This is a genomic window from Paraburkholderia sp. J63, assembly GCF_905220245.1.
GTDB lineage: Bacteria > Pseudomonadota > Gammaproteobacteria > Burkholderiales > Burkholderiaceae > Paraburkholderia.
This window is the reverse complement of record NZ_CAJMZF010000023.1, coordinates 21,835-44,784: the sequence shown is the minus strand read 5'-3', so window position 1 is coordinate 44,784 and position 22,950 is coordinate 21,835. Positions and strand designations below refer to the sequence as shown.

Here is a 22,950-nt window from a genome sequence, read left to right as displayed (position 1 = left end):
TTCATGCCTCGATCCGCATCAATACCTGTCCGGCATCCACCGGCTCACCATCGTCGACGAGTATGTCGACGACCCGCCCTGCGACGTCCGTTTCGATTTCGGTGAACTGCTTCATGACCTCGACCAGCCCCACCACCGCGCCGCTTTCGACCGGCGCCCCCGCCTCGACGTAGTAGGGCGCGTCGGGGGACGACCGGCGATAGAACGTGCCCGGCAACGGACTGACAATTTCATGGAGTGCCATCTTCGTGCTCCTCTGCTGGCTGGTTGATTTTTAGTGCGCAGGCGCCGGCAGCGGCGCGGCGATACGGATGTCGTGACGGGCGAGCGCGGCGCGCGTGGCCTCGACGAGGTGCAGCGCGCCCGGCGTGTCGCTGTGAATGCAGACCGAATCGAAGTCGATATCGATGTCGCCACCGTCCACGGTCGCGACGCGCCCCTCGACGCAGGCCCGCACCACCTTTTCGGCGACTTGCGCCGGATCGAGCCGCCCGACGCGCCGCGTAAAGACGATCGACCCGCTGCGGTCGTAGTCGCGATCGGCATAGAACTCGCGAATGACGGGCTGACCCAGTTCGCGTGCAATCCGGTAGGTCACCGAAGATTCCATGCAGTAGAGCATCAGTGCGGGATCGAGCCGCTGCACCGTTTCGACCAGCAGTTCGGACAGACCCTCGTCGCGCGCGGCAAGCATGTAGAGTGCGCCGTGCGGCTTCACGTGCTGCACGCTGACGCCAGCGAAACGCGCAAATTCACGCAGCGCACCGAGTTGATAGACGATGTCGTTCACGAGCGCTTGCGGCGTCTCGGCGATGGTGCGGCGTCCGAAGCCCGCCAGATCCCGAAACCCGGGATGCGCGCCAATGCCGACACCGGCCTGCTTCGCCAGTTGCACCGTGCGGGCCATGATGTTCGGGTCGCCGGCGTGGAAACCGGTCGCGATATTGGCCGAGCTGATGAGCGGCATGATGGCCTCGTCGACACCATCGCCAATGGTCCACGGACCAAAGCCCTCCCCCATATCCGAATTCAAATCGATTGTTTGCTTTCTCATGCTGACTCTCTCCTGATTCATCTGCCCTTTCGATTTTTGGCACGGGCCGATGAAGCCAAGAATAGTGGCCGACACCGCGTCAAAATAGTTCTATTTTTAGATGGTGCAATATCTGTTTTTTCGATGACGCGGGAAATGCACTTTGCCTTCTGTGTCGTCAGAAAGGCGATCCGAAGGCCATCGGAGAAAGGGCGATGCCAGGACGACCGTTCGCCGATATGATATTGCGACGAGCAATATCACTTTTTCGGGTACATGCCATGGCACTGACCTTGCGGCAACTGAAGTATTTCGTCGCGACGGCCGAATTGGGCCAGATCTCCCAGGCGGCCATCCAGCTGACCATTTCGCAGTCGGCCGTCACCAGTGCGATCAAGGAACTGGAAGACATCGTGGGCACGCAGTTGCTGGTGCGCACGGCCAGCGGTGTCACGCTGACGAACACCGGCCGGCGCTTCCTTAACGAGGCCTATACGATCCTCTCGGCCGTCGATGAGGCGATGCGAGTGCCGAACCTCGAAAACACGCTTGCGGGCACGCTCACGCTCGCGGCAAGCTACACGGTCATCGGCTATTTCTTGCCGCATCATCTGCAGCGGCTAGGCACGCAGTATCCGCGGCTGACCATCCAGTTGCAGGAGCTGAACCGCGAGTCGATCGAAGAGGGCTTGATTGCGGGGCGATACGACATGGCGGTGCTCCTGACGTCGAACGTCGCCAACCCCGAACTGATGCTGGAACCGCTGATTCACTCGGCGAGACGCTTATGGCTTTGCGCCCAGCATCCGCTGCTCAAGCGCGAGAACGTGACGCTCGCGGACGTGGCCAATGAGCCATTCGTGATGCTGACGGTGGACGAGGCCGCCTATACCGCCCTGCGCTACTGGAACGAAACGCCGTACCGGCCGAACGTCAAACTTCGCACGTCGTCGGTCGAAGCCGTGCGCAGCATGGTGGCGAATGGGAGCGGCGTCGCCATCCTGTCGGACATGGTGTATCGGCCGTGGTCGCTGGAGGGCAAGCGCATTGAAACCATGCAGCTGCGCGACCCGATTCCGCCCATGAGCGTGGGCCTTGCGTGGCGCCGCAACGTCGAGTTCACGCCGGCCATGCATGCCGTTCGCGAATATTTCCGCCATACCTTCATGGCGCCCAGGGGCGGCCCGGGAATCGGATGAGCGGTTCGCTGGGCCCATCATCCTCCCAAAATTCGAGAGAAATATTCCCGCCACCACAGGATTCTCCCCAAATTCGGGAATGGCTAGCATGCAGGTCAGTTGCCATTGCGGTGGCTCGAACGATCCAAAAGCCGCCGCGGCCGTGCTGTTTGCGAAGCAGGTAGCCCACGCGCGCGGCCGCGTTCTGGACGCCGATCTTGACGCGGTCAAGGCCGCCGGCTATAGCGACGCCGCCGTGATCGAAATCGTGCTGAACGTGGCGCTCAACATCTGGACGAACTACATCAACACGGTCGCCAGCACCCGGATCGACTTCCCGGTTGTCCACGCCAAAGAGGTGTAAGACCTCGGGGCAGCGTCGATACCGCCGATGCCGCGCGCATCGGCGGTATTTCATGCAAGGTCGACGCTATTCCATTCAATACGGGAGTTTCGCCCGCTCCATCATCCAGCGCCGATATGCGCGCGTGCGCGCCACATCCGCCACCTGTTGCAGAATCAGCGCCCGCAGTGGCGAGACCTTCGGATCGGTTCTCTTTCCCCGGCTCAAGCGGTGCAACTGAAACTTGACGGCGGCCATGTTGGCCAGCGACGCCAGTGGCTTGTTCTTCCATTCGATGGGCGCGAGCGCCGGCGCGTTGTCCTGGCCGGCACGCCAGTCGCGGGGCAGATCCGGCTCGATAGCGAGAGCGGTACCGATGCCGACCATGTCCACCCCGCTCGCGATGACCTGTTCGGCGACCGCGCGGCGGCGGATGCCTCCCGTGACCATCACGGGCATCGTCGCGATGGTCCGGACGTCACGGGCGAATTCCACGAAATACGCTTCACGGGCAAGCGTGCGGCCGTCACGAGCGTCGCCTTGCATGGCCGGGGCTTCATAGCTTCCGCCGGAAAGCTCGACCAGATCAACGCCCAGAGGGTTGAGTCGCTTCACGACGTTGCGGGCGTCGTCGGCACTGAAGCCGCCGCGCTGGAAATCGGCGGAATTGAGCTTGACGGCAACGGCAAACTGCGGAGAAACGACGGCCCGCACGGCTTTGACGATCTCCAGCAGCAGGCGCGCACGGTTCTCGAGCGAACCGCCCCATTGATCCGTTCGCTGATTGGTGAGCGGCGAGAGGAACTGGCTCAGCAGATAGCCGTGTGCGGCGTGGATCTCGACGCCCGTAAAGCCGGCCTGCTCGCCGAGCCGCGCCGTGCGGGCAAAGCGCTCGATCACGTCTTCGATGACGTCGCTCGTCATTGCCTGGGGCGTATTGAAGTGCTTCGACATCTTGCCCAGTGCGAGCGGGACGGCCGAAGGCGCCCACGTCGGTTGTCCGAGATTGGCCCGCATCTGGCGGCCCGGATGATTGATCTGCAGCCAGAATTGCGCGCCCTTTGATCGACCGATTCGCGCCCAGCGCCGGAATGCTTCGAGATGCTTGTCATTTTCAAGCACGACTCCGCCGGGGCCTGTCATGGCGCGGCTGTCGACCATGACGTTGCCGGTAATGAGCAGACCGGCGCCGCCTTCGGCCCACGCCTGATAGAGACGCATCAGTTGCTCCGAGGGAGCGTGGTTTGCGTCCGCCATGTTTTCTTCCATGGCGGCTTTGGCGATGCGGTTCTGAATAGCCGAACCGTTGGGTAACGCTAACTTGTCGAACACGTTCATGGCTTCACCTCGTTTGACCGTGGCTCGACTTTAAGGTTAAAGGTAACTTTAATGTCAATGCCTCTCGCGTGAAACTTTGCGCTTGACCTTCAAGTTGAGTTTAACCTTAAAGTATTGGCAGACGCGTGATGCCGGTTTGAACATCGAGAAAGGTCAGCGAATATGGAGAGGCCGTACACACTGGTCGATTTTGGGCCGCACAAGGTCGAAGTGCCGCAAGGCGGCTACTACGACCGCTTCCGGATGAACCCGAACCTGGACGAGGTGGCTCGAGACCCTGCGGCGGGCAATATCGATTTTTTTCGCAGGATTCCGAAGCGATTGATTGACTCGCGAGTGGGTGCCACGTGGGCGCCTAACTTCTACTATCGCACCAGCAATGTCCAGGCACTGCTTCTCGCACCCTTGTCCCGGCTAAGGGCGATGCTGCCGGTGCCGCTGGAGCCGCTGCGCGCGTTTCCGGGTTATGGGCTGGTGGCGCTGACTTTCTTTTCATATGGCGTTTGCGACAACGATCCCTACGACGAAGTCTCCATTGCCGTCGTTATCCGCCGGCCCGGCGCGCGAGGGCCCCATACGCTGGAACTGCTCGATTCCATGCGACGTCGAAGTTTCTTCGCCCATGTGCTGGCGCTGCCGGTCACCACGGAAATCGCCCGGGTGCGCGGCGTGTACGGCTATCAGTTGCCCAAGTGGCGCACCGGAATCGAGGTGAGCATCGGCGCCGACGTCAGGGCTCAGGTTGCGGGCCCCGGTGGCGCACCGGACTTGACGTTGAATGCGCCGCTGCCGGCCCTGCGCGATGTCGTGCCTCAATCCCATATAGGAACGACGACCATGATCAACCGCGTCGATGGAGAATGGCATCAGACTACGGTCCAGACCAACACGTTGTCGTTCGCTCAACGACTGTTCCCGCGAAACGTGACCCTGTTGCGCAGTGGCGGTCCACTGAGCCAGTTGCTCGATGGATTGGGCGCTTCGACCCTTGTTCGCCTTGACGTGGTCAAGGATGCGCAGATCGTCCTGAATCTGCCGGTGCCACTCAAGGTCTTCGATCGAGCGGGAACGTGAGCGTGAAGGTGCGAATTTCCACTCGGTGATATGCAGAAACACAAGGAAACCTCCATGACCGCTCCAGCCTATGACATCGTCGTGTTCGGCGCCACCAGCTTCGTCGGGCAGATCCTGACGCGATACCTTGCCGGGCACGTTGCGGATCAGGCTGAAACCCTGCGCTGGGCCATTGCGGGCCGTTCCGAAGCGAAGCTCAACGAGGTCAAGCGCTCGCTGGGCGCGGCGGGGCAATCGCTGCCGGTCATCGTCGCCGATGCTGCCAGCGAGACGCAGTTGCGAGCGCTGTGTGCGCAGACCCGCGTGGTCGTCTCCACGGTCGGCCCCTATGCGCTTTATGGCGAGCCGCTAATCAAGGTCTGTGTGGAGAGCGGCACCGATTATTGCGATCTCACCGGCGAGACGCAGTGGATCAAACGGATGATCGAGAAGTACGAGCCGGCGGCCCGGAAGACAGGGGCGCGCATCGTGCATTGCTGCGGTTTCGATTCGGTTCCCTCGGACATGGGCGTCTGGTTTCTGCAGCAACAGGCGATGCGGCAATACGGTGCTCCGGCCACTCACGTCAAGATGCGCGTGAAGACCCTCAAGGGCAGCGCATCGGGCGGCACGGTCGCGAGCATGATCAACGTGGTCCAGGAGGCGGCTGCCGATCCGTCCTTGCGCAAGACGCTGCTCGATCCCTATGCGCTCTGCCCCAGGGATCATGGCTTCGAGGCGCGCCAGCACTACGTGAGGTCCGCGGAGTTCGACAATGCGTTCGACGCGTGGATCGCTCCGTTCGTGATGGCCGCCATCAACGAGCGCGTGGTCCACCGCTCCAATGCGCTGTCCGGCAACGCCTATGGCAACCGCTTCACCTACGACGAGGCCATACTGACGGGACCGGGCTTGAAGGGACGCCTCGCGGCACTGGCCACCGTGGCCGGGCTGGGGGCGTTCATGGTCGGCATCGTGATCGGGCCGGTTCGCAGCGTGATGCAACGCTTCCTGTTGCCCAAACCCGGTGAGGGCCCGAGCCCCGAGGCGCAACTCGCCGGTCACTACGATTTGCGGTTTTTCGGCCGCACGGACGAGGGGCAAATAGTGCGTGTGAAAGTGACCGGGGATCGCGATCCGGGGTACGGCTCGACCGGCAAGATGCTGGGCCAGGCGGCGATCAGCCTCGCGCGCGATCTCGTCGAGGACGGCGTCAAGGTCGGGCGTGCCGGCGGATTCTGGACGCCGGCGACGATATTCGACGAACGTTTCGTCGAGCGGCTGACTCGCCATGCAGGTTTGCGTTTCGAGTCCTGACCGGGGAGTAGGGGAAACATGAAAATTGGTGAGCTTGCGGAACGCACGGGCCTTGCGGCTTCGCGCATTCGCTTCTACGAAGGTATTGGCCTGCTGAAGGCCGAGCGCCAGCCGAACGGCTATCGGACGTATTCGTCTCAAGCGGTGCTGGTGCTCAATCTGATTACGACGGCGCAGCAGGCCGGTTTCAGTCTGGACGAGATTCGCATGTTGCTGCCGCCCGACCTGACACAATGGAAGCACGGCTCGCTGGTCGAAATCCTGCGCGGCAAGGTGCAGGACATCGAGGCGCTGCAAAAGCGGCTCGCGCGGAGCAAGGCACATCTCGTCGCGCTGCTGGCCGACATCGAGGCGAAACCCGAGGACATGGACTGCACCGCCAATGCAAAGAGAGTGCTGTCGCGGCTGCGGTTGGGGGAGGTGAAGGCGCCCGCTCTCGAAGCCGCCGACGTCAAGACGCTTCGGAAGACGAAGCGTCGCGCGCCGATTAAGCGTGGTTAGGGAGGCCCGGTCAGGGACGCCCGGTCAGGGGCATGGCGGATAGCATCGGCCGGATCGTCCGGAAACGAGCGGACCGGGCGAATTCGATTTCGCTTGCGTTGAGTCGCATGCTGTCCGATGCAATCGACGAGGTCGGAAAGCGCATCTCGATGTCGAACACGAGTTGCTTCGTCAGTGTGCCCGTAGCGCCGATGCCCGCGAGGGCATGCAGACCTCAGCGCCGCACCAGCGCGACGACATAGACACACGCTTCCTTCCCCGGATTGAAGAACGTGCAGGGCGCGGGCGGACCGAGTTGCAGGCAATCGCCGGTCTCCAGCCGATGGGTCAGGTCGCCTTCCTCGAAGACCAGCGTGCCGCTGCGCACCCAGACCTGCTGGTGCTGGAACGAGAACGCCGACGATGGATACGAGACCCGCACCCCGCCCGGAAGCGTGACTTCCACCAGTTCCAGCATGCCGCCATTGCGCGGCGATATCGCTCGCCGCGTATAGCCGGTCTCCGGGTCCTGCCAGAGCGGCTGGTCTGCGGCGCGGCTCAACCGTTCCCCCGTTTGCTCCGCGAGCGCCAGCAGCATCGAAAGCTGCAGGCCGAACGCGCCTGAAAGCCGGCCCAGCACCGTGGCGGTCGGGCTGGCTTCGCCGCGTTCGATCTTGCTGATCATCGCTTTGGATACGCCCGAGCGCTCCGCCAGATCCGCTAGCGACCAGCCGTGCGATTCGCGCTCGATGCGCACGCGTGCGGAGATGGCCGCGGTGGGGTCGGCTGGGGGACGGGACATGATGGGATCGGGATCGGGTTTTCGTCGTGGCATGTTCGCCGTTATCCAATAGAAGCTATGTTTTCCGCTTTGTCGGTGTCCGATCGTCCATTATAGTAGATGATATGCGCGAGATGCCCTCGCAAGCCCCGCCGCCCCTATGACATCATTCCCCCAGGCGTGCGTTACTGGGTGGCGCTCGCGCAGCGGTACTTTGCATGACGGAGCGGAGCAGGCTCCCGCGTCTCGCTCACACGACTTTCTGAACTGCCTGAACGAACAGGAGCTGGTATGAACACTCACGAACAGGACGACAGCGTCCGCCTGATCGACTGCACCGAGGCGGAGCACGCCCCGGCCATCCTCGAAATCCTGAACGAAGCCATCGTCAATTCAACGGCGCTGTACGACTACGTGCCGCGACCGCCCGAGGCCATGGCGACATGGTTCGCCGCGAAGCGCGCAGGCGGCTTTCCCGTGGTGGGCGCCGTCGACGCATCGGGCAAGTTGCTGGGCTTCGCGAGCTGGGGCGCGTTCCGCGCATTCCCCGCCTACAAGTACACGGTCGAGCATAGTGTGTATGTGCACCACGAGCAGCGCGGCCGCCGTCTTGGCGAGCGCCTGATGCGCGAGATCATTCGGCGTGCGAAGGAGGCGCAAGTGCACGTCATGGTTGGCTGCATCGACGCAGCCAACCCCGGGAGTATCGCCTTGCACACCCGCCTGGGCTTCGTTCATGCCGGGACCGTTACGCAGGCAGGATTCAAGTTCGGCCGATGGCTCGATGCGGCGTTCTATCAACTGACGCTGGAAACGCCGGTGCAGCCGGTGGATGGCTGAAGCAGCGCGACAGGCACGCCCGCGGTTACAGCGTCAAGAACGAGGACGCCACCACGCCACGATCCTGAAACACAGCCAGTTGCCGAGCATGGCGCCGATGGGGACGATGGGCAGCGCGTGGCCATGAACGCCGGCAGCGACCAGACCGGCGGCGGTTGCGATCGTCGCGACGAGCGGCAGCAGGAACAGACAGATTCCACGGGCAGCGGTCGCCACGTTCAACGCCGCGAGGAACGCCGCCCGATTCATGAACAACTTGCCGTTGCGTTCGACGCATCCGGCATAGACCGCGCCCGCGCAGTAGAAACACACGGCAAGTCCCGCCGCGATCCAGCGAGGGAGCGTCATCGGAGCGGCTGGAGGGTTGGGGCTGCGAAAGCCGCTTCCGAGCGCCTGGTTCACAAGCGGGTCGAGGGCGCTTAGAAGAAGGAAAAGACTAATCGCCGAAAAAATTATGTAGCCAAGCCAGGCCCAGTTAATCCTGGTGAAAAGAAGATTTCCAGATTCGCGGTGCGGTTTCATGAAGTCCTGCTAAGCCCGTATGGCATGACTGAGTGCACTCCGCAGCGAGATCGAGCCGCTCATAGCAGTGGTATCTGCGTCGAGTAGCCGTTCGAGAACATCGGCAGACGCCCTTGACCTTCGAGGTCGAGAAGCGCCGCTTTACGATCGACGCCTCCCGCGTAGCCCGTCAGTTCACCGGACGTCGAGAGAACCCGGTGACACGGCACGATCACGGAAACCGGATTATGACCGACCGCGCTGCCGACCGCGCGCGCGTGCGCGGTGCCTAAACCGAGCTGCTTTGCCACGTCGCTATACGAAACCACGCTTCCGTAGGGGATGGCGGCGAGCACGGTCCAGACCCGCCGCTGAAACGCCGTGCCGCGCAGAGCGATCGGAACCGTGAACACGCGCCTTTCGCCCGCGAAGAACTCCGCGATCTGTTCCTGCGCGTGGCGGACAAGCGGCGGCGCTTTCCCCTGAATTCGCGTAAGCGGAATGGGCGGAAAATACTTCTGTCCGGAGAAAAACAGCCCGGTCAAGAAATCATCTTCCACACGCAGGGCAATATCGCCCAATGGACTTGAAGTCAGATAACCTGGTGTCATGGATTTGACTCGTCGATTAGATCCCAAATGCGGACGGCCGCGTAAGCGCGCCACGGTTGCCAGTGTTCCCGTCGCGCGGCAAGCTGGTCGAGTTCGAATGGGCCAGCGCTGCCGGACCGCTTCATGAACATCGTGTCGTCCTCGGGAAAAGCATTGGGCCAACCCAGCGAGCGCATGGCGATGTACTGAACGGCCCACTCTCCGATCCCTTCAATTGCGCGCAAGGCGGCGAGCGTGGTTTCCAGAGGGGCGGCCGGTTCGAGCGCCATCCGTCCCGACGACACTTCTTTCGCAGCGCTAATTCGAGGCGCATGACCAGACTGTAAAGCAAATGGGAAGGGCGGCATGGCCAGATTCGGACATGAGTATGCGTGCCTGAAAGACGTGTCCAGGAGACGTCGACACTTGCCGACGCCTTCGTCCAGACTTAACCTGTTTCCCAATCTCCGAGACCGTGACCTCACATGCAAGCCCATCCTTTGCGCCTCTATCCCGGCGACGACCTGCGCGCCGCTATCGAAAACGTCCTGCAGAAGGACAAGCTACGCGCGGCGTTCGTCATTCAGGGGATCGGTAGCCTGAGCGTCGCGCAATTACGGTTTGCGGGAGCAGAACACCCGACCGAAATTCGCGGAGACCTCGAAATATTGACGGTCGCCGGTTCGGTGTCGCCTGATGGCGCTCACCTCCATATGTCCATCGCCGACGCACGCGGTCAGGTGTTCGGCGGCCACGTGGCGCGCGGCTGCAAGGTCCGGACCACCGCCGAGCTATTGCTTGCGCTGCTCCCCGCGCATGCCTTCTTTCGGGAACCCGACCCGCATACCGGCTTCGCGGAGCTCGTCATACGCGAGGTGTCGTAGCAGCGCGGCCACATCGGCTTTATCTGGCGTGCTTCGCTAACGAGCGGTAGTCGTGTCGTCGGTGTTCAGCGGAAAGACGCGGATGGCGCTGCTTGCGCCGCTCGACGGCTTCGCCCGATCGACGACATAGAGCACATGCCGTGCATCGTCGACAGCAACCCCACGCGCTCCCTCGAAGTCGTTCGCCAGGCTCTTGACCGTGCCGTCCGGCGCGACGCTGCAAAAACCGTGTGCATGGCACTTCGTGTAGAGGGTGCCGGAACGGTCGATGGCGAGCAGGTCCGGGCTTTCGATTTGGGCGAACGCCGTGCCGGCCCGCGAGGGCGCTGGCGCGGTGAGCAGTGCGTTCAGGTCATATCGCAGGATCACGTTGTTCTCCTGATCGGCGACGTATAGCGCATTGCCATGCACCGCAATCCCGACGGGTTTCTTGAGGCCCAGGATCAGGTCCTGTTCGACCGCGGTGCCGGTCGCGGCGTCGTAGCGCACGAGACTGACGCCACCCGTGGGCGGCTGGCTTCCCACCTTGACGAACCAGCTCGACAGCGCGCGGCCCGGCCCGATGGACGCGAGGCCCAGCCTGCGCCGGTCGGTGGCGAGGCCGTTGAGCGCGTGCGGATCGCCACCCGGCGACACCACGAACAACGCGCCTGCCGTGCCAAAGCCGAACCGTTCGACGAGCAGCGTAGCGGGTTGCGCGAACGCGATCTGACTCAGGCTGTTGGCCTGGCCCGCCGCAGCGGGCAGCTTCGTGTAGGGCGCCCATGTCGAGCGATCGGATGACGAGAGCACGGCGTTGCTGCGATCGTCGGTGACAAATAGCGCGCCGTCGCCCGGACGGACCGCGATGCCATTGGGCTGTGCCGCGAGGTCAATGCGTGTGGGCGCGTGCGCCGGCGCGAGGTTGCAACCCGCGAATAGTGTGGCGAGCGCAATGCTCGCGACGAGCGCCCTCCATGTGCGCCGAGACGCGGCGAGACCGGTTTGCGAGACCCCGGATATCCTGGACATCGTGGACATCGACATGACAGCTCCTGGGAAGACGTTTGCCCGCCGGCAGGGCGGGGATCGAGGGAATGTGAATGTCTGCAGCAGCATGGCACACACGGACCGACGGATTCTATGTCGTCGCCTGGCCGCTCCGGCGACGGTAGCCAGGTTCGTATGACCAGTATTGTGGTGTGCGTACCGTAGTATCCGGTGTAATATCTCGCGGTCGATTAATTACATTCCTTTCACGGAGACCCGGCAGACCATGCGCAATCCCTTTCGTCGTCCGCTGAAGCAGGCGTTGCTGGCCGTTGGCGCCGTCATGCTCACCGTGTGCGCCAATGCGCGCGCCGACGAGCTCATCGTGTCCGCTGCGGCGAGCCTCACCAATGCATTCAAGGCCATGGGCGCGGCCTACGAGCAGCAGCATCCCGGCACCAAGGTACTGTTGAATTTCGGCGCGTCCGATGTCCTGATGCAGCAGATCGTGAAGGGCGCGCCCGCCGATGTCTACGCATCGGCGGACCAGAAGGCGATGGACAAGGCCGTCGCGGAAAAGGTGGTCGATCCCGCCACGCGCCGGGATTTCGCCGCCAACGCGCTGGTGCTGATCGTGCCGAAGGATAGCCCGTTCATGCCGACCTCGCTCGCCGAACTCGCGCAGCCGGGCGTCAAGCGCGTTGCGTATTGCGATCCGGCATCGGTGCCGATCGGGCGGTACGCGAAAGGCACGCTCGAAGCGGCAGGCCTGTGGGACGCGGTCAACGCGAAAAGCGTGCTGGCCGGCGACGTCCGGCAGAGCCTCGATTACGTGGCGCGCGGCGAAGTCGACGCCGGTTTCGTGTTCGCAACCGATGCGGCGATCATGCCCGACCGCGTGAAGGTTGCGATGACCGTGCCGACGCAAACGCCGGTCACGTACCCGCTCGCGCTCGTCGAAGGCAGCCACCACGCCGCCGACGCGAAGGCTTTCATCGCCTACGTGCTCTCGCCCGAGGGACAGGCCGTGCTCGCGAAATACGGCTTCAAGCCGGCCGGCACCGCGCACTGAGCCCGGTGCGTGCACACGAGGAGGAGCGCCGCATCATGGAGCAGGCCTGGATCCCGTTGTTGCTCTCGCTGAAAGTCGCCGGCTGGGCGACCGCGCTGAACGTCGTGTTCGGCGTGGCCGCCGGATATGGCCTGGCGCGCTGGCGTTCCGGCGCGCGCGATCTGCTCGATTCGCTGTTGACGCTGCCGCTCGTGATGCCGCCCACGGTTCTCGGCTATTACCTGCTCGTGCTGGTCGGGCGGCGTGGCGTGTTCGGCCGCTGGCTGGACAGCCTCGGCATCCAGCTCGTGTTCACGTGGCAGGGTGCAGTGCTCGCGTCGATGGTGGTGGCGTTTCCTCTCGTGCTCAAGTCGGCGCGCGCCGCGTTCGAATCGATCGATCCGCAGCTCGAGCGCGCCGCCCGCACGCTCGGCATCAGCGAGGCGGCCATCTTCTTTCGCGTGACGCTGCCCCTTGCCACGCGCGGCATCGTTGCGGGAACGCTGCTCGCGTTTGCGCGTGCGCTTGGCGAATTCGGCGCGACGCTGATGATCGCGGGCAACCTGCCGGGCCGTACGCAGACGCTGTCCGTCGCGATCTATTCGGCCGTGCAGGCCGGCGACGATAGCACTGCGAACTTCCTCGTGCTGGTGACCTCCGTGACGTGCGTCGTGATTCTGGTGCTGGCCGGACGCATCGTGCCGCAGCACGCGCTGCTCACTTCGCGCTGACCGACCCACATGGCACTGACCGTCGCCATTCGCAAAAGGCTCGAAACGGCCGGCCGCCGCTTCGTGCTCGACGTCGCATTCGAAACGCAGGCACAGCGCGTCGTGCTGTTCGGGCCATCGGGCTCGGGCAAGACGCTGACGCTGCAGGCCGTCGCGGGTCTGCTGCGGCCCGACGAAGGCACGATTCGTCTCGGCGCACGCACGCTGTTCGACAGCGCGACGGGCATCGATCTGAAGCCGCAATTGCGGCACATTGCCTATCTGTTTCAGGACTACGCACTGTTTCCGCATCTGAACGCGCGCCAGAACATCGCCTTCGGGCTGCACCGGGGCTGGCTCAATCCCGCGCGCCGCGACGCGCATCCCGACGTCGAATACTGGCTCGACGCGCTGGATTTGCGCGGCGTGGCGGGCAGTCATCCCGTGCATTTATCGGGCGGTCAGAAACAGCGCGTCGCGCTCGCGCGTGCGCTCGTGTCGAAGCCGCAATTGCTGCTGCTCGACGAGCCGTTTTCCGCGCTCGATCACGCGCTGCGCGAGCGCATGCGCAGCGAACTGCTCGCGTTGCAGACGCGCCTCGACATTCCGATGCTGCTCATCACGCACGATCCCGAAGATGTTGCCGCGTTTGGAGACGAGGTGGTGCGCCTCGTCGATGGACGGGTGGAGCAGCAGCCCGTGCCGGCCTCCGCCCGCATTCACGTGCGATAGAGCGGGAAGCCGTGAAAGAAAAGAGACAGGTTTCAGAAAAGTTATTTACCGATTGCTGACAACACGATATATTCCACAAAATATATCGTTGTGTGCGACGCCGGAATGCGTTGTACCCCCATCTGCACCACGAAAGCCGGAAGAGTTCTTCTGACCTGCATCGTTGGCGCAATGCGTCGTCATTCATGCGTGCATCAGCGCATGCCGCGACGCTGTATCTCGAACGGTGCCTGACGGCACGCCGGTTGGTTCAGCAGCATCAAACAGGCATCGAAACGAATCCTCGTGCACGCGCGCATGAGTGCATACGCACGGCTGGACGGTTCGAGCCGGTTTGCAACAACACGCTTTTCGGTTTCGTCACCACACCGCGCGTCCCGCTGCGATAAAGGCGCGCGCATTAACAATAAAAGGAAAACAGCATGAAGAAGACCCTCCTGGCTGCGGCCGCCCTCGGAACGTTTGGCGCGGCGGCGCATGCGCAAAGCAGCGTCACGTTGTACGGCCTGCTCGATGCCGGTATCACCTACGCCAACAAGGTTGCGACGTCGACGGGCCACGACAGTCTCGTCAAGTACGGCGACGGCGTTGCTTCGGGCAGCCGCTGGGGACTGCGCGGCACCGAAGATCTTGGCGGCGGACTCAAGGCGCTGTTCATGCTGGAAAGCGGCTTCAGCACCGGCGATGGCACGTCGGGCCAGGGCGGTGCGCTGTTCGGGCGCCAGGCGTACGTCGGCCTCTCGAAGGACGGTATCGGCGCGCTGACGTTCGGCCGGCAGTATTCGTTCTCGACCGACTATATCGGCGGCAACTACACGATGGGCAGCCAGACGCCCGCCGGCAACTACGCGTACCACATCAACGATCTGGACCAGTTGACCGCTAGCCGTATCAACAACGCCGTCAAGTTCAGTAGTGCAAACTTCGCGGGCCTGACGTTCGGCGGCATGTACGGCTTCTCGAACTCGACGCAGTTTGCCGGCACGCCCACGACCACCGGCACGACGGCCACGCAAGGTTCGTCGAGCGCATACAGCTTTGGCGCCAACTATGCACAGGGCCCGTTTGGCATTGGCGCCGCCTACACGAACATCCGCTACCCGAACGGCGCGACGCCCCCGTTTAGCGTGAGCATTGCGAACATCAACACGGGTGGTCTGCGCGATCTGGAAACCTTCGGCATTGGCGCGCGTTACGCGATTGCGGCGGGTCTCGTCTGGGCGAACTGGACCCATACGAGGTTCGAGCCGCTCACGGGTGAATCGTCGAAGCTGAACAACTATGAAATTGGCGGCCGATACGCGTTCACGCCTGCATTGAGCGCCGGTCTTGGTTATACGTTCTCGAAGCTCGATGATCGCTTCGACGGCAAGTGGCATCAGATCAACGGCGCCGTCGACTACGCGCTGTCGAAGCGCACCGACGTTTATGTGCTCGCGATGTATCAGAAGGCTTCGGGCAGCAATACCGTCGCGGGACGCTCGGTGCCGGTGCAGGCTGAAATCGGCTCGTCGTCGTCGTTCATTGGCAATGCGGGCGCCAATACGCAGTTCGTTACGCGTGTGGGCCTGCGGCATAAGTTCTGAGTGCACGAGGGATATGTTCGCCGCCGCAGTCTCGGGCGGCGAGAGTTGTAGATAGGTGTATCGTCGATGCCGCTCGAACCGGTCAGCGCTGGCTCCATGCATTCGATTGATGTTCGGGACAAGAGACGTGCTTTAACCCGCGCCTTTGACCTTCCGAAGGAAGCCCTCGATGTCTCCCTCGGCTAGTTCGGGGCTATGAGAAAACTTGAATCGCCCCTGAGGCGAAATGCACTTGGATGCCATTCTGGTATCACGCATGCCTGGCAGATAGAACTGCACGCACAGCGGATTCGGGACGCATTCAATTGATTCGATAGTCGCGCCGGTATTGAGACCCGTCGCGGCTGGCGCATTTTCCCTTTCCAGGCCAACGGGCTTTGGCGCGCCCCAAATGAAGGCCACGGGCGCAATGATCTTTCCCACCAGGAGATAGTTCGCGCCGCTGCCTGCCCATGTCGCCGATAACGCGGCCGCTTCACGAGCCTGTTTACACGCTGCATTGTTAAGCGCAATGCCGGCATATTCGCAGTGATCGCGGGCCTTGAGCAGTATTTTTCGAATGGTCGATTCCTGAAACCACCAGGGGGAGCTGATGCATCCCGCGTCGGGCGTGTCTGCTCGCTCCACGAGTCTGAATAAATACGACCCGGATTCGAGGGTATGGGTGCCCTCTATGCGCAACCCTCTGCTGGCATCATCGGCAGCAGCCTGGGTCAGATCAGCACCGTTTGCTGTATGGCTCACCGGGCAAATACCTCAATATGATGGATACAGGTCCCACTTGCGTGATGAGGACTGCCTTGAGGCCAGAACCGTACTGGGTAGTAGGCGAATTCGTCCCAGTTTATGGACTTCCTTTGTTTGTGAGTCTGTGCGCTGACTCACACAGCTTGCGGATTTGGCGCCGCCCGACTGCTCGTCCCTCGCGGAGTGAGCTCATTGAGCGCTATCGCGGCCAATATGTCCTATGGCGGTGCCGCTCGTTGAGCGTGCCCGTCGATGAGTGGCTGAAAATCGACAACCCGGCAGCATTGCGCCGCGCTGTGTTATGTGGCCCCGGAAGCCAGAACTCCGCAGCTCAGTCAACGATGAAGAGCTTGGCGCCAGTCCTGGTATAGGACTGATGCGGCTCCGCATGGTCACCGACCTGGTAGCTCATGCCCGCTGTCAAAACGAATTTTCGTCCGTCTTCAAGCGTGGTTTCCAGTTCGCCTTCCATGCAGAAGAGAATATGACCTTTCTGACACCAATGGTCCGCGAGATACCCCGGGGTATATTCCCCCATCCGCACGCGAATTTGATTCGGTTTCTCCCCAAAGAACCGCGTGCGCCAATAAGCCAGGCCAGTTTCTCCCTGATGCTCTGTTTTTTCGACTTCGGCCCAGTTGGTTGTGCCGAACGCAAACGCATCCATTTTCATTCTGTCGCTTCCTGTACAAATCGGGTTTTCAGCCTGCTGGTCAATCCGCAGTGGCACTCCGCGCGCGCTTTGCCTGGGCGAGCTTGCCCCACAGTATAGCCCTCGGCCTGTGGCCGAAGGCTCATGAATGTGTTCGCTACCCAGGGCTTCTAAACCAGCGATTAGAAGCGGTGGTACATGCCAATGTTGGCTTGAACCTGGTTACCGCCCGATGCGGTATTGCCGAAGTCAGCAGCCGAGGCTTGGGCACCCAGAGCATGGACATAGGCACCCATGGCATATACGGAGGTAAGCTTCGACAGCGCGTACGTAGCACCCAGCGACACCTGGTTGATCGAGGCCATCGTGCGGCCCTTGGCGGCTTGATCAGGCGTGGCAGCCGAGCCGTAGACGTATGTGTACCCGGTAGCCAGCGACAGCGCCGGAGTTACCTGGTACTGCAGAAGGGCACCCAGCACGTTGAAGTGGATCGATGGCTGGCCATCGTTGCCCTGGTACTGAGCGTTCGAGTACCGCAGGCCAGCCGTGTACGGACCAACCTGGTATTGACCGGCGAGCTGTGCGATGCCCGCGCTCTTGAACGCGTTGCCGCCGTAGTAACCCGAACTCGGGTAGCCCAGAGCACCACCGAACGACGGTTGTGCCGTTGCGTTCTGCCAGCCGTTCTCACCCTGGTTTGCAGCACGGAAGTAGCCGCCCGCGACTGTCAGACCACCTTGAGCGTAGTTCGCAGCCACCGACCACGATTGACCCGAACCCATAGCACCGGCAACGCCACCGAACGAGTACGCACCTTCAGCCTGAAAGCCGTTGAAGATCGGCGAAATGTACTTCACGGCGTTGTTCTGGTTCGTCGTGTTGTCGTTGTTGTCTACGTCGCCCGGGGTCGAGAATGCCGATGCCGAAACGGCGTCGCCGGTCAGGCCCTGAACCATTTCCGTCACGGCGTCGATCTGGCGACCCATACGCAGGGTACCGTACTGATCCGAAGCGAGGCCTACGTAGGCCTGGCGGTTGAACAGCGAACGCGTGGAGCCAATGGGGCCCTGGCCGCCGATACCGCCGGTACCGATGTTGAAACCATTTTCGAGCTTGAAGACCGCCTTGAGGCCGCCGCCGAGGTCTTCCTGACCCGTGAGGCCCCACTTGTTCGAACCTGAGGCACCGCCATCGAGGCTGACCTTCGAGTGGCCGTCGACGTTCGAGGTGTAGCCGATACCTGCGTCGAGCATGCCGTACAGGGTGACCGACGACTGCGCCATTGCTGCCGAGGATGCTGCGAAAGCGGCAACAGCGATAACGCTTGCTTTGATTTTGCTGTTTTTCATCTGTATTTCAGGGACCAGGAGTAGCTTTTGGATTGATGTATTTGTTGTTGCGCGCCGGAGGATAAGGTACCTCCTGCAACCCAAGGAAACGAAAAAAAATAACTGTCGCAAAAACGTAACACAAGGCGCATGCCTTGTGTGGCGGTCGGTCGATGGGCCATTGCGTATTGGCAATGCTGGATTGTTTTTTGGTATCACTAAGGAATCTGATGCAGGTCAGATCGCATTCATTTAAATGCGTGAGCTAGTGCCGTACCCCCCGATCCGGAGGGTGCCGCGGTATGCGTGGCTGTGCAGGCTAACGAGGGCGAACCGGAAACTATCGTTGTCACGCGCAATCGCGACAATGCCAAGCTTTGACGCGAAGCGTTACAGACATAGATGACGCCTGCCTGCACGATAGAAAACCGCGAACAGCTGCCGTTTCCCGAACGTATTAATACGGGCGTGACGCAGGGGTGGGCGGTGGATATACAAAATGATTTTTCGTATGAGACGCAGAAAAACTGGAAATATTTCTCATTGCAAAATCAGTCTTGTCCTGTAACGACCATGAAGCGTGATTACATCGCGTTCATGCCGAAGCCAGATGCGGCGACTGTTGCACGCAATCTGGCGGTCGTATTCGAGTCATGTGAGAGAAAGCGATGGCGATGGCACTGCGACTGGCCGATGTGTTGCCGAAAGCAGCGAGTGAAATGCGCCTGGTCGAAAAAGCCCAGACGTGCTCCTATGTGGACGAGGGGTGTTTCTTGCTCGACCGTAAGAAGTCGCAGCGAGTCGTGAGTTCTCGCGCGTTGAACGAGCCACTTTGGCGTAACGCCCGCAAGCCGTGCACTCTTCCACGACCTCTCAATTCACGCGTAAAGATGCCTCGCGATGGCCCGTGAATCGCGGTCTGCCCGATCTCGAACGCCAGATTAGCGTTTGGATAGGGCAAGACCTGCTGAAAATGCCGTTCGTCTTCACGTAGATCCCATTCCACGATCCAATGGAATTCTGCCCACGGAGCCAGCGACTCGCCCACCGGATAGCGGCTGAGCTGGAATTTCTGGCCGATATGTTGGGGCAGCAGTACCGCGCGCTGCGACAAGAATATGCCAGGGTGAGATGTCGGGTTTATACAAGACACAGTGGATGTTTTAGTCAATGATGGGGGCGATGCGCATTTCCGCATCTTTCCGATTAGCGACGTGAGCGCTTCCTCGTCTGTCGCCGCAAATTCTTTGTGAGAGATCCCATGAACGTTGCTCCTGCAGACAAAAAATCGTTTGTCACCCACGGCGAATTTGACGTGAAGATCGCGCCGCCCGAGATGATCGCCGTTCCGGCCAATGCCTCGGCCATAGGACGCCACGTGATCGAAAAAGCGTACCACGGTGGGCTAAAGGATGGGGCCCATTCGCTTGAGCGGTTGCTTCGGGCCGAGTATTGGCTGACATGGCTGAACGTAGCTTCAGGCCGATCAATTAACGGAGGTCCGCATCACCGTCACACGCGGACTGCAATTCGTCTCGCGTGATGACGTAACGCCTGTACGGCGCGCCGTTGTGCACACCATCTTCACGACGCGTCATGCCCAATCTGGATGCCACATGTATCGACGCGGTGTTCTCCGGATGAATGTCGGCCACGATCTTTCGCAGCCCGAGCGTGCGAAGTGCGTAGATTGTCACTGGACGTGCCGCCTCCGTCGCATACCCGTACCCCCACGCTTCCCTGGTCAAACGCCAGCCGATCTCTATCTCCGGTCCAACGGCATCGTAGGGAATGAGTAGCACCCAGCCGAGAAAGCGGTTAGGAATCTGCTTTGAGAAAATAGACCAGTAACCCAATCCCTCGCCGAAGCTCGCTTCAATGCGGCCCTTCAGAAAGCGTTCGTGCTCCAGAGGATCGTTCCATGGTCCCTCAACAAATTGAACCACCTCAGGATCCCGATCCATAGCAAGACAGGCATCGAAATCCTGTATCGTTCGGGCTCGAAGTTCCAGGCGGTCGGTGTGAAATGTTGGAAGCGGCATGGCTTGTACCGGCAATTGGTGATGGGCAGAAGAAACCTGGCAATTTGCACGTTCGCACAGCGAGTAACGCCCAGCTTGTCATTGTGAATTTTTCCGATAATTGCTTCGAACTACAAACGTTTTTAAGCGCTCTTCCCCCCATGCGGCCGCCTAACCGAATCCGCAAACAAATCAATCACCATCTCCCGCAGCCACCGATTACCTTCATCCTGCTGCACCCGCGCATGCCAGAGCAAATGAATCGGCGCGGCGGGCAACGTCGAGGGCAAGGCCCGCAGACTCAACGAGAACGGCGCCGCCAGTTGCAAGGCCAACCGCTCCGGCACCGTGGCAATGAGATCGGTGCGTTGCAGGATATAGCCGACGCTCATGAAATGCGGCACCGTCAATCGCACCCGGCGCTGCACGCCACGCTGTTTCAGCCAATCGTCCACCTGACCGTGTCCGGTGCCCGCGGACACCACCACCAGATGCTCGGCTTCACGCCAGGCAGCGAGCGTGAGTGGCGCGTCTTCGAGCGCGTGACCTTGCCTGAAAAGGCAGACGTAGCGCTGATCGAACAGGCGGCGCTGATAGAACCCGCCCTTGAGCTGCGGCAGCAGGCCAATGGCGAGATCGACCCGGCCTTCGGCCATCTCGTTGCCCAGATTGACGCTCGTGTCGCGAACCGTATTGAGCGCGATGCCAGGCGCCTCGCGCGATAGTCGCTCGACCAGTGCCGGCAGAAAGACGACCTCGCCGATATCGGTCATGCCGATCGTTATCGTGCGCGTGGCGCGCAACGGATCGAAGCCGGTCTCCGGATTGAGTGCGGTGTGCAGGATCGCCAGCGCCTGAGAAACCGGCTGCGCCAGGCGCAACGCGAACGGCGTGGGCACGACGCCGCCGGGCCCGCGCACGAACAGCGGGTCGCCGAGCCGTCGACGCAGTTTGGCGAGGGCGTTGCTCACGCCAGGCTGGCTCATGTTCATCTGCTCGGCCACGGTCGAGACTCGCCGCTCCTGCATCAGCCGCTGAAAAAGCAGCAGCAGATTGAGATCGACTTCACTCAGGTTCATGGTGCGGGTCTCCCAGGCTCATTGATTTCAGTGATGACGTGGATTCAATCCATTTTATTGTGAAATGTGCGACCCGTACCGAGAATTCAGTCAAGGCGCTCGGCTTTAGCACAGTACGCATGCCGTGTCGCTCAAACCACAGTCCGAATACTGGAGACGTCCCATGGAACAGCTGGATCTGAAGATCGCAATCATTGGTGCGGGCATAGGCGGCCTTACGCTCGCGCTCGCATTGCGGGAACACGGCATCGACGCCCAACTCTACGAGCAGACCGACGAGCTTCGCGAAGTTGGAGCGGCAGTCGCGCTATCGGCGAACGCGACGCGGTTTTACGAGCGCATGGGATTGCGCGCGGCTTTCGACGCGGTGTGCGCCGAGATTCCCGCACTGATCTATCGGGACGGACGCAGCGGCGAAGTGATTGGCCAGCATCGCGGCGAACCAAGCTATCGCCGGCAATTCGGGGGCGCTTATTGGGGCGTGCATCGCGCGGACCTGCAGGCCGTGCTGTCGAATGCGGTCGGCCTCGATCGCATTCACCTCGGCCATCGGCTGACCGATCTCGTGCAGCATCCCGATCGGGTGAGTCTGAGCTTCGCCAACGGTCGGCGCATCGACGCCGATCTGGTGATCGGCGCGGACGGAGCCCGCTCGATCACGCGGCGCTGGATGCTCGGCTACGACGACGCCCTGTATTCGGGCTGCTCGGGTTTTCGCGGCGTGGTGCCGGCCGAACGCATGGATCTGCTGCCCGATACCGAGGCCATTCAGTTCTGGATCGGACCTCAGGGTCATCTGCTCCACTATCCGATTGGCGACAAGGGCGACCAGAACTTTCTGCTCGTCGAGCGCCATCCTTCGCCGTGGCCGTCGCGCGAATGGGTTGCGCCCGCGCGAGAGGGCGAGCAGTTGCGCCTGTTCAGGGACTGGCATCCGGCGGTGGTGCAGATGATCTCGGCGGTGCCGGTCAGTCAGCGCTGGGGCCTGTTCCATCGTCCTCCACTCGGGCGCTGGAGCAAGGGCCGCGTGACGCTGATCGGCGATGCCGCGCACGCGCTCGTGCCGCATCACGGGCAGGGCGCCAATCAGTCGATCGAAGATGCCGTGGTGCTGGCCGCGCAACTGGCCAAGGCGGGCCCGGGTCGCTGGCGCGAGGCGCAGGAGGCTTACGAGCGGTTGCGCCGGGGCCGCACGCGCAAGGTGCAATACGCGTCGATATCGACGGCCGACGTATTGCATCTGCCGGATGGACCTGAAGCGCAGGCGCGCAATGCCCGCCTTGGCGCACGCGAGAGCCTGCTGCATCACCTGGACTGGATTCACGATTTCGACGCCCTCGCGCAAGAGCCGACCGAACGCCAGGGCGGTACCTGGCTTTGAGCCGTGTACCTTTCTCATCCTCGTGTGTCGCATCATGTGTATAGGATCACTAATTAATTTTTTGTAGATCGACGTCGAGATCTTGGCAAACCTTCTGTATTCGCCAACCGTGCCGGATCGTCTGCTCGCTGCTCGGTCTTGCTCCCACCCCCGCCGAGTTGTGTGGCGTAATCATGCTCAATGGCGTGGACCATTTCGTGGGCAGCAACGCCACCTCCGTTGCAAAGCGCCTGCAGGGCCAGCAGGGTCTCACTTTCAACTGGGTGGACGCATCCACGAAGGAAGGCAGCGGGTTCGGTGTCCGGTTGAACTGAGCCTGCGTGTCGGGCTCGTGCGCGGAGCCGAGGGATTGACGC

The 22,950-nt window shown here is 61.8% G+C and carries 27 protein-coding genes and 2 pseudogenes; 13 read left to right on the top strand and 16 right to left on the bottom strand.

The features are described 5' to 3' along the window. Position 1 precedes the first annotated feature (1 nt). Both U5775_RS23350 and U5775_RS23345 read right to left on the bottom strand, forming a co-directional pair. The gene (locus tag U5775_RS23350; protein WP_322060468.1) at positions 2-244 is read right to left on the bottom strand and encodes an acetyl-CoA carboxylase; all 243 of its coding nucleotides are present in this window, start codon (positions 242-244) and stop codon (positions 2-4) included. Positions 245-274: 30 nt separating this feature from the next. Beyond that, positions 275-1,054 carry a 5-oxoprolinase subunit PxpA gene (locus U5775_RS23345; protein WP_322060467.1) on the bottom strand — a complete coding sequence of 260 codons (780 nt, stop codon included), beginning with the start codon at positions 1,052-1,054 and terminating at the stop codon, positions 275-277. 260 nt (positions 1,055-1,314) lie between these two features. On the opposite strand from U5775_RS23345, the gene U5775_RS23340 reads away from it, so the two are divergent. Together U5775_RS23340 and U5775_RS23335 are read left to right on the top strand one after the other, a co-directional pair. Next, positions 1,315-2,232, top strand: coding sequence for a LysR family transcriptional regulator (locus U5775_RS23340; protein ID WP_322060466.1), 918 nt, complete (start codon positions 1,315-1,317; stop codon positions 2,230-2,232). An 88-nt stretch (positions 2,233-2,320) separates the two neighbouring features. Continuing rightward, positions 2,321-2,575 (top strand): hypothetical protein, encoded by a 255-nt coding sequence (locus U5775_RS23335; RefSeq protein WP_322060465.1) that lies wholly within the window; start codon positions 2,321-2,323, stop codon positions 2,573-2,575. A gap of 75 nt (positions 2,576-2,650) precedes the next feature. Here U5775_RS23335 and U5775_RS23330 read toward each other — a convergent pair whose 3' ends face one another. Further along, a complete protein-coding gene (locus U5775_RS23330) occupies positions 2,651-3,892 on the bottom strand; it encodes an NADH:flavin oxidoreductase/NADH oxidase family protein (protein ID WP_322060464.1) in 1,242 nt (413 codons plus the stop codon). Positions 3,893-4,054: 162 nt separating this feature from the next. On the opposite strand from U5775_RS23330, the gene U5775_RS23325 reads away from it, so the two are divergent. Genes U5775_RS23325 through U5775_RS23315 form a run of 3 tightly spaced genes read left to right on the top strand, consistent with a single transcriptional unit; the run spans position 4,055 to position 6,763 of the window. Then, positions 4,055-4,966, top strand: coding sequence for an acetoacetate decarboxylase (locus U5775_RS23325; protein ID WP_322060463.1), 912 nt, complete (start codon positions 4,055-4,057; stop codon positions 4,964-4,966). A gap of 54 nt (positions 4,967-5,020) precedes the next feature. Then, positions 5,021-6,262 (top strand): saccharopine dehydrogenase family protein, encoded by a 1,242-nt coding sequence (locus U5775_RS23320; protein ID WP_322060462.1) that lies wholly within the window; start codon positions 5,021-5,023, stop codon positions 6,260-6,262. Between the two features lie 18 nt (positions 6,263-6,280). Beyond that, positions 6,281-6,763 carry a MerR family transcriptional regulator gene (locus U5775_RS23315; protein WP_322060461.1) on the top strand — a complete coding sequence of 161 codons (483 nt, stop codon included), beginning with the start codon at positions 6,281-6,283 and terminating at the stop codon, positions 6,761-6,763. A gap of 10 nt (positions 6,764-6,773) precedes the next feature. Here U5775_RS23315 and U5775_RS23310 read toward each other — a convergent pair whose 3' ends face one another. After that, positions 6,774-6,923, bottom strand: a complete 150-nt coding sequence (locus tag U5775_RS23310) for a hypothetical protein (protein ID WP_322060460.1) — start codon at positions 6,921-6,923, stop codon at positions 6,774-6,776. A 54-nt stretch (positions 6,924-6,977) separates the two neighbouring features. Next, positions 6,978-7,544, bottom strand: a complete 567-nt coding sequence (locus U5775_RS23305) for an XRE family transcriptional regulator (RefSeq protein WP_322060459.1) — start codon at positions 7,542-7,544, stop codon at positions 6,978-6,980. A 270-nt stretch (positions 7,545-7,814) separates the two neighbouring features. On the opposite strand from U5775_RS23305, the gene U5775_RS23300 reads away from it, so the two are divergent. Then, positions 7,815-8,363, top strand: coding sequence for an N-acetyltransferase family protein (locus U5775_RS23300; protein WP_322060458.1), 549 nt, complete (start codon positions 7,815-7,817; stop codon positions 8,361-8,363). 33 nt (positions 8,364-8,396) lie between these two features. On the opposite strand, the gene U5775_RS23295 is transcribed toward U5775_RS23300, so the two are convergent. Genes U5775_RS23295 through U5775_RS23285 form a run of 3 tightly spaced genes read right to left on the bottom strand, consistent with a single transcriptional unit; the run spans position 8,397 to position 9,744 of the window. Further along, positions 8,397-8,885 carry a hypothetical protein gene (locus U5775_RS23295; protein WP_322060457.1) on the bottom strand — a complete coding sequence of 163 codons (489 nt, stop codon included), beginning with the start codon at positions 8,883-8,885 and terminating at the stop codon, positions 8,397-8,399. 59 nt (positions 8,886-8,944) lie between these two features. After that, entirely contained in the window at positions 8,945-9,475 is a 531-nt protein-coding gene (locus U5775_RS23290; RefSeq protein WP_322060456.1) for a methylated-DNA--[protein]-cysteine S-methyltransferase, read from the bottom strand. Further along, positions 9,472-9,744 (bottom strand): hypothetical protein, encoded by a 273-nt coding sequence (locus U5775_RS23285; RefSeq protein WP_322060455.1) that lies wholly within the window; start codon positions 9,742-9,744, stop codon positions 9,472-9,474. Before U5775_RS23285 ends, U5775_RS23290 begins: the two co-directional genes overlap by 4 nt. Before the next feature lie 195 nt (positions 9,745-9,939). Between U5775_RS23285 and U5775_RS23280 the strand changes: the two genes are divergently transcribed. Further along, a complete protein-coding gene (locus U5775_RS23280) occupies positions 9,940-10,338 on the top strand; it encodes a PPC domain-containing DNA-binding protein (RefSeq protein WP_322060454.1) in 399 nt (132 codons plus the stop codon). Positions 10,339-10,374: 36 nt separating this feature from the next. On the opposite strand, the gene U5775_RS23275 is transcribed toward U5775_RS23280, so the two are convergent. After that, entirely contained in the window at positions 10,375-11,364 is a 990-nt protein-coding gene (locus tag U5775_RS23275; protein ID WP_322060453.1) for a hypothetical protein, read from the bottom strand. Between the two features lie 229 nt (positions 11,365-11,593). On the opposite strand from U5775_RS23275, the gene modA reads away from it, so the two are divergent. The 4 genes from modA to U5775_RS23255 all read left to right on the top strand — a co-directional run bounded on the left by modA (position 11,594) and on the right by U5775_RS23255 (position 15,386). Continuing rightward, on the top strand, positions 11,594-12,379 hold the full coding sequence (modA, locus tag U5775_RS23270; protein ID WP_322060452.1) for a molybdate ABC transporter substrate-binding protein: 786 nt from the start codon (positions 11,594-11,596) through the stop codon (positions 12,377-12,379). 35 nt (positions 12,380-12,414) lie between these two features. Beyond that, positions 12,415-13,089, top strand: coding sequence for a molybdate ABC transporter permease subunit (gene modB, locus U5775_RS23265; RefSeq protein ID WP_322060451.1), 675 nt, complete (start codon positions 12,415-12,417; stop codon positions 13,087-13,089). A gap of 9 nt (positions 13,090-13,098) precedes the next feature. Then, on the top strand, positions 13,099-13,800 hold the full coding sequence (locus tag U5775_RS23260) for an ATP-binding cassette domain-containing protein (protein ID WP_322060450.1): 702 nt from the start codon (positions 13,099-13,101) through the stop codon (positions 13,798-13,800). A gap of 422 nt (positions 13,801-14,222) precedes the next feature. Next, positions 14,223-15,386 carry a porin gene (locus U5775_RS23255; protein WP_322060449.1) on the top strand — a complete coding sequence of 388 codons (1,164 nt, stop codon included), beginning with the start codon at positions 14,223-14,225 and terminating at the stop codon, positions 15,384-15,386. Between the two features lie 132 nt (positions 15,387-15,518). Here U5775_RS23255 and U5775_RS23250 read toward each other — a convergent pair whose 3' ends face one another. The 7 genes and pseudogenes from U5775_RS23250 to U5775_RS23230 all read right to left on the bottom strand — a co-directional run bounded on the left by U5775_RS23250 (position 15,519) and on the right by U5775_RS23230 (position 21,213). After that, positions 15,519-16,130 (bottom strand): hypothetical protein, encoded by a 612-nt coding sequence (locus U5775_RS23250; RefSeq protein ID WP_322060448.1) that lies wholly within the window; start codon positions 16,128-16,130, stop codon positions 15,519-15,521. A gap of 334 nt (positions 16,131-16,464) precedes the next feature. Continuing rightward, positions 16,465-16,806: a DHCW motif cupin fold protein gene (locus U5775_RS23245; protein WP_322060447.1), complete on the bottom strand. Its 342-nt coding sequence runs from the start codon at positions 16,804-16,806 to the stop codon at positions 16,465-16,467. Between the two features lie 161 nt (positions 16,807-16,967). Then, on the bottom strand, positions 16,968-18,134 hold the full coding sequence (locus U5775_RS23240) for a porin (RefSeq protein ID WP_322060446.1): 1,167 nt from the start codon (positions 18,132-18,134) through the stop codon (positions 16,968-16,970). A 674-nt stretch (positions 18,135-18,808) separates the two neighbouring features. Next, positions 18,809-18,991, bottom strand: a pseudogene (locus tag U5775_RS39505) (helix-turn-helix domain-containing protein); the annotation flags it as partial. After that, positions 18,970-19,311, bottom strand: a pseudogene (locus tag U5775_RS39500) (DUF6597 domain-containing transcriptional factor); the annotation flags it as partial. The pseudogenes U5775_RS39500 and U5775_RS39505, both read right to left, overlap by 22 nt. Positions 19,312-19,603: 292 nt before the next feature. Further along, entirely contained in the window at positions 19,604-20,155 is a 552-nt protein-coding gene (locus tag U5775_RS23235) for a GNAT family N-acetyltransferase (RefSeq protein ID WP_322060445.1), read from the bottom strand. A gap of 122 nt (positions 20,156-20,277) precedes the next feature. Continuing rightward, positions 20,278-21,213, bottom strand: a complete 936-nt coding sequence (locus tag U5775_RS23230) for a LysR family transcriptional regulator (protein WP_322060444.1) — start codon at positions 21,211-21,213, stop codon at positions 20,278-20,280. Positions 21,214-21,376: 163 nt separating this feature from the next. On the opposite strand from U5775_RS23230, the gene U5775_RS23225 reads away from it, so the two are divergent. Together U5775_RS23225 and U5775_RS23220 are read left to right on the top strand one after the other, a co-directional pair. Then, positions 21,377-22,594: an FAD-dependent monooxygenase gene (locus tag U5775_RS23225; protein ID WP_322060443.1), complete on the top strand. Its 1,218-nt coding sequence runs from the start codon at positions 21,377-21,379 to the stop codon at positions 22,592-22,594. Between the two features lie 173 nt (positions 22,595-22,767). Further along, the gene (locus tag U5775_RS23220; RefSeq protein WP_322060442.1) at positions 22,768-22,908 is read left to right on the top strand and encodes a hypothetical protein; all 141 of its coding nucleotides are present in this window, start codon (positions 22,768-22,770) and stop codon (positions 22,906-22,908) included. The last annotated feature ends 42 nt before the right edge of the window (positions 22,909-22,950 follow it).

Excerpts from the sequence above, each read along its gene's own strand:
- U5775_RS23340 (WP_322060466.1), top strand. The coding sequence starts at position 1,315 with ATGGCACTGACCTTGCGGCAACTGAAGTATTTCGTCGCGACGGCCGAA.
- U5775_RS23240 (WP_322060446.1), bottom strand. The coding sequence starts at position 18,134 with ATGAAAAACAGCAAAATCAAAGCAAGCGTTATCGCTGTTGCCGCTTTC.
- U5775_RS23290 (WP_322060456.1), bottom strand. The coding sequence starts at position 9,475 with ATGACACCAGGTTATCTGACTTCAAGTCCATTGGGCGATATTGCCCTG.
- U5775_RS23245 (WP_322060447.1), bottom strand. The coding sequence starts at position 16,806 with ATGAAAATGGATGCGTTTGCGTTCGGCACAACCAACTGGGCCGAAGTC.
- U5775_RS23220 (WP_322060442.1), top strand. The coding sequence starts at position 22,768 with ATGCTCAATGGCGTGGACCATTTCGTGGGCAGCAACGCCACCTCCGTT.
- U5775_RS23345 (WP_322060467.1), bottom strand. The coding sequence starts at position 1,054 with ATGAGAAAGCAAACAATCGATTTGAATTCGGATATGGGGGAGGGCTTT.
- U5775_RS23285 (WP_322060455.1), bottom strand. The coding sequence starts at position 9,744 with ATGGCGCTCGAACCGGCCGCCCCTCTGGAAACCACGCTCGCCGCCTTG.
- U5775_RS23255 (WP_322060449.1), top strand. The coding sequence starts at position 14,223 with ATGAAGAAGACCCTCCTGGCTGCGGCCGCCCTCGGAACGTTTGGCGCG.
- modA (WP_322060452.1), top strand. The coding sequence starts at position 11,594 with ATGCGCAATCCCTTTCGTCGTCCGCTGAAGCAGGCGTTGCTGGCCGTT.
- modB (WP_322060451.1), top strand. The coding sequence starts at position 12,415 with ATGGAGCAGGCCTGGATCCCGTTGTTGCTCTCGCTGAAAGTCGCCGGC.
- U5775_RS23260 (WP_322060450.1), top strand. The coding sequence starts at position 13,099 with ATGGCACTGACCGTCGCCATTCGCAAAAGGCTCGAAACGGCCGGCCGC.
- U5775_RS23330 (WP_322060464.1), bottom strand. The coding sequence starts at position 3,892 with ATGAACGTGTTCGACAAGTTAGCGTTACCCAACGGTTCGGCTATTCAG.
- U5775_RS23295 (WP_322060457.1), bottom strand. The coding sequence starts at position 8,885 with ATGAAACCGCACCGCGAATCTGGAAATCTTCTTTTCACCAGGATTAAC.
- U5775_RS23325 (WP_322060463.1), top strand. The coding sequence starts at position 4,055 with ATGGAGAGGCCGTACACACTGGTCGATTTTGGGCCGCACAAGGTCGAA.
- U5775_RS23225 (WP_322060443.1), top strand. The coding sequence starts at position 21,377 with ATGGAACAGCTGGATCTGAAGATCGCAATCATTGGTGCGGGCATAGGC.
- U5775_RS23305 (WP_322060459.1), bottom strand. The coding sequence starts at position 7,544 with ATGTCCCGTCCCCCAGCCGACCCCACCGCGGCCATCTCCGCACGCGTG.
- U5775_RS23300 (WP_322060458.1), top strand. The coding sequence starts at position 7,815 with ATGAACACTCACGAACAGGACGACAGCGTCCGCCTGATCGACTGCACC.
- U5775_RS23280 (WP_322060454.1), top strand. The coding sequence starts at position 9,940 with ATGCAAGCCCATCCTTTGCGCCTCTATCCCGGCGACGACCTGCGCGCC.
- U5775_RS23235 (WP_322060445.1), bottom strand. The coding sequence starts at position 20,155 with ATGCCGCTTCCAACATTTCACACCGACCGCCTGGAACTTCGAGCCCGA.
- U5775_RS23335 (WP_322060465.1), top strand. The coding sequence starts at position 2,321 with ATGCAGGTCAGTTGCCATTGCGGTGGCTCGAACGATCCAAAAGCCGCC.
- U5775_RS23315 (WP_322060461.1), top strand. The coding sequence starts at position 6,281 with ATGAAAATTGGTGAGCTTGCGGAACGCACGGGCCTTGCGGCTTCGCGC.
- U5775_RS23320 (WP_322060462.1), top strand. The coding sequence starts at position 5,021 with ATGACCGCTCCAGCCTATGACATCGTCGTGTTCGGCGCCACCAGCTTC.
- U5775_RS23350 (WP_322060468.1), bottom strand. The coding sequence starts at position 244 with ATGGCACTCCATGAAATTGTCAGTCCGTTGCCGGGCACGTTCTATCGC.
- U5775_RS23230 (WP_322060444.1), bottom strand. The coding sequence starts at position 21,213 with ATGAACCTGAGTGAAGTCGATCTCAATCTGCTGCTGCTTTTTCAGCGG.
- U5775_RS23275 (WP_322060453.1), bottom strand. The coding sequence starts at position 11,364 with ATGTCGATGTCCACGATGTCCAGGATATCCGGGGTCTCGCAAACCGGT.